At 38.1% G+C, this 3816-nt stretch carries 5 protein-coding genes; 1 reads left to right on the top strand and 4 read right to left on the bottom strand.

The genetic code is table 11. The annotated features are described in order from the left end of the window. From IH598_00005 to IH598_00020, 4 genes are all read right to left on the bottom strand, one after another. Window positions 1–333 (bottom strand): hypothetical protein (locus IH598_00005; GenBank protein MBE0636883.1); only part of this gene is annotated, 333 nt, incomplete at its 3' end. Between the two features lie 37 nt (window positions 334–370). After that, window positions 371–814 (bottom strand): hypothetical protein, encoded by a 444-nt coding sequence (locus IH598_00010; protein MBE0636884.1) that lies wholly within the window; start codon window positions 812–814, stop codon window positions 371–373. A 130-nt stretch (window positions 815–944) separates the two neighbouring features. After that, window positions 945–2066 carry a tetratricopeptide repeat protein gene (locus IH598_00015; protein ID MBE0636885.1) on the bottom strand — a complete coding sequence of 374 codons (1122 nt, stop codon included), beginning with the start codon at window positions 2064–2066 and terminating at the stop codon, window positions 945–947. A gap of 87 nt (window positions 2067–2153) precedes the next feature. Beyond that, on the bottom strand, window positions 2154–3479 hold the full coding sequence (locus tag IH598_00020) for a T9SS type A sorting domain-containing protein (GenBank protein ID MBE0636886.1): 1326 nt from the start codon (window positions 3477–3479) through the stop codon (window positions 2154–2156). Window positions 3480–3636: 157 nt separating this feature from the next. On the opposite strand from IH598_00020, the gene IH598_00025 reads away from it, so the two are divergent. Then, window positions 3637–3816, top strand: a 180-nt coding sequence (locus IH598_00025) for a hypothetical protein (GenBank protein MBE0636887.1), incomplete at its 3' end; no start/stop codon positions are given.

Raw genomic sequence — 3816 nt, forward strand, 5'->3', positions numbered from 1 at the left:
GAAGCTGACAATTCCTTTATAGTAAGCATAGATCACATTTTCAGGATCAGCTTCGACAGCTTTGTTTATTGACTGGGAAATAGCTTCAATTTCCACCTGACTACCCCCCAGCAGCATATAGTGACTAAGTCGCGCCATTTCGTAATTGGCTTGTGCATTTAATGAATCTTTTTTCATGAAAAACTCAAGCGCCGCTTTTGCATCATCCATCTTACCGTTCATCCTCAAATGATAAACCCCCTGGACAAATTTATCAGGGTCATTTGTTGAAACACAGGCTTCAATGATCTGAATACCGATGATCATCATCAGTAAAAAAATAAATTTTTTCATTGTGGTAATTTTATTTAATTTATTAAATATGAATAATTTACAAATCTTTTAAACATCCTACCGGCATTCCAAGTGGTTCAGCAAATACATTCCTAACAATCCCAATTGCCGGTCCTGCAAATCCCCGGTAGAAAGGATCAGTACCTGCATTGAGTGTGGATGTCCATAAAGCTCCATCCACTGTGCGTTCCGAAAAGAAATTAGCATACCAGTAACCTGTAGGCAGTAATCTAAAATCATACAAATCTACACCATTTCCACCTGATGACCAACCGGTATTGGATTTTAAGTTTTTACCTGCATCAACACCTCTTAGTCCCAAGTTATTCCAAATGGAAGCCCCAATCTTATAATAGCTGTCGGCAACCCCTTCCAGCACCTTTACTTCCGAGGGTGAGGGCTGGCCAACATTTTCCCCCTGGAATGTTAAGATTACAGTACCCTGTTGGGAGAATAATTTCTCAGAAAATAAAATGATCATTGTCATTAAAATAAAGATGTGATAATTTTTTTTTGAGCCTGCATTAACACACTGGCAAGTAAAATGGAAGTAATTAGAAAGATTTTTTTCATATTGCTGTTTTAATTGATTACACCTATAAAAATACAAATTAAAACGGTGAAAGATAATACCCTTGATCGTGTACAACAACATCTGGTGGACTATAAAGCTTTATACCTGGTTTTCCAGATATCGGCGAAAAAAACGGATCCAATTCTTTAGCCATTATCAGAAACTTATCGGCAACTTCAACATTTCCTGTACGGCGATTTATCATTGATAATATGCTGTAAGCCCACGCTTTCATCGGGTTTTTTGGTTCAGGAGTAAAGTTAAGGAATTTATTAAACTCTTTCTCAACAAGCGGCGCTACAGAGTCGGTCAGTGCAGGATTTTGCATGGCCATCATCATATAAAACCTTCCCAGATCGAGGTAGAGGTCATTTTTCGATGGATCGAGATCTATAGCTTTTTGATAGCAAATAGTTGCTTCGTCAATATTTCCAACAAACAAATATACCCGGCCCAATGCCTGGTGGGCATCCGCATTTTTATTGTTTTTTTCAATAATTTCTTTCCAAAAGGTTTCGTAATCGGCATCCTCAGCCATGAGTAATTCCCGGGCTTTTGCTCCGGCTATCATATCTGCTCTTTCGAGTTCGCCAGCATATTTTTCAGCTTTCTCAGGATCGCCGCCCATTTCCGGAGGTAATCCACCAAAAAATTCAATAAGGGTTAATTTATTTTCGTAATATGTTGGATCCAATTCAAAAACTGATTTATAGGTATCCTCAAGTTTAGCGAGATATTCTACTGCATTTTCATTACCCATTTGCATAGCTAAATAGAACTGCAGGGTTTCAACACCTCCTTTATACGAAAGATACAAGGCATTATCAGGATCATTTTGAACAGCAAGGTTAATGCATCTTAATGCTTCATCCATAGATTCCTTAATAGTCCTTGGATTGGCCATTCCCAAATGCTCGTTGGTTCTGCACAACTCATACCAGGCCATGGCATTAGTGGAATCAGATGACAATACCTTTTCAAGAATTATTTTGGCAGAATCTGCCTTACCATTTATTCGTAATTCATAAGCTTCAAATACTTTTTCGTTGGATTGCGCTACTATACAGGATGTAATACCGTAAGCTATTATTAGCGTACAAACAATAATTGGTATTACTGCAATGCCTAATGAACGATTTAAAAATTTAATTTTTTTCATTTTTACCTCCTAATTTGTGTCACAAAGAAAACACTCCAAATTTGATTTTCAACAAATGGAGTTTTCTTGCTGACATTAATATTAAATTTAATTTTTTATACAACGAACAGAAAAAGCTGGATTCCCTCCACCAGTATTCCTCAGGATCATGGCTTCATTCCAGTCCATGTTACGGTAGAATTTCTGGGTAGGATGAGAACTCCAGAGATAGGTTTTGAATCCAGGTCCCCAGAAACCACCCTGCACAAAATATCCCGTCGGAAGTGCCGTAAATCCGTAAGCATTTGTTGCACCTGTATTCGGATATTCCCAAAGCTCGGTTCCTTTTTGTTTCAGGTTTCCCCCTGCATCAACACCTCTCCAGCCATTGTTTCCCCAAATAGCGTTTCCAATGCCATATTGAGTATCTGTGCTTCCTTCGAGTATTTGCCATTCAATATCTTCAGGTACGTGCCAGCCATCCGGGCAAATTCCCTGGCCGCCTGTTTCATATGCATATTTCATCATTTCATTCCAGAAATACAACCCTCCAAACAAATCGCATGAAGAAGCCATATCTCCCATGCAGTATCTTTCGATAATGCTGTTGTTCGTCTGAGACTGTGTGGATGGTATCATTATTCCCACATTCAGGTTCTCCTTAAACCAACATTGACCATAAATTTGAATTGTATTATATATTTGTCCTTCATAATCCACAGTTGGAGTACCAATGCAAGGAATATTTGTGGCAAACTGCATGATACATTCCTGGCTCACCTCGGGCGATTTTATCATCCCAGATTCAACTGAGGCGGAATAGCCAATCATTAATAGTTCATCCCCGAATTCAAAAGGTAATTCACCTAACATTTGTAAAGTCTTTAGAATAGGTTTCATATCCACACTTGATGAATAATTCAAGCTGACAGATTGCTTTTTAGCAGTGGGATTACAAACCATCTTGATGGTTTCCATCTGTCCATTGCTATTTGCAGTCAGAAAATAGTATGTTTCATTGCCGGGAATAAATGAAAATGTATGTATGCCTGCCCCTAAAACATTATTTGTGCTAAGGAGATTTTGACCCATCATATTTGAAACTACTATTTTGACAATTCCTGGTTCAGGCAATTGAAGTTGCACTGAAGTTTGACTTTTAAAAGGATTGGGGTAGTTTTGGTTTAAACTAAAAGCGGCATCTTTCACTTTGTGCTCATCAGCAATTCCGGTAATTAATAGTGTAAGTGATAAGTCGGGAGGGTAAAGAGTTACTTGACCTGCCTGAGTTAAGTTTTTTACAATCACGCTATCCAGCGTAACCGGCTGACCATTGTTGTCGCCAGTAAAGGTCAGCTCCATAGTACTTTGTCCGTAAGCAAAGGTTGATAAAGTAATGAGAACCATTGCTAAAATTTTAAATTTCGTTTTCATAATGTGTAGGAATTAAATTAAACATATATTTGCATTGAACGGGATCAAAAGTAAAAGCACAATAAGCATTTTGTTTGAAAACAGCTTGTAAATCGTTTGTAAACTTCCTTTTCAATTTACAAAATGCACGTTGCGACTGACATTAATCAAACAAGGTGTGCAAAAGGTAACCGAAATATTCGACTTGTTAAAGCAGAAGATTGTGCTGAAAATGCAGCAGTCCTATCCCGGGCTGAACCCGGATATGAGAGCATGGAAAGTTCAGGATATTGTTAATTTCCAGGAAGAGTTACTAAAAAAGGTAAATGCGCGCATCAGTGAAAAATGGTTTTACACC

This window comes from Bacteroidales bacterium (genome assembly GCA_014860585.1).
GTDB lineage: Bacteria > Bacteroidota > Bacteroidia > Bacteroidales > 4484-276 > RZYY01.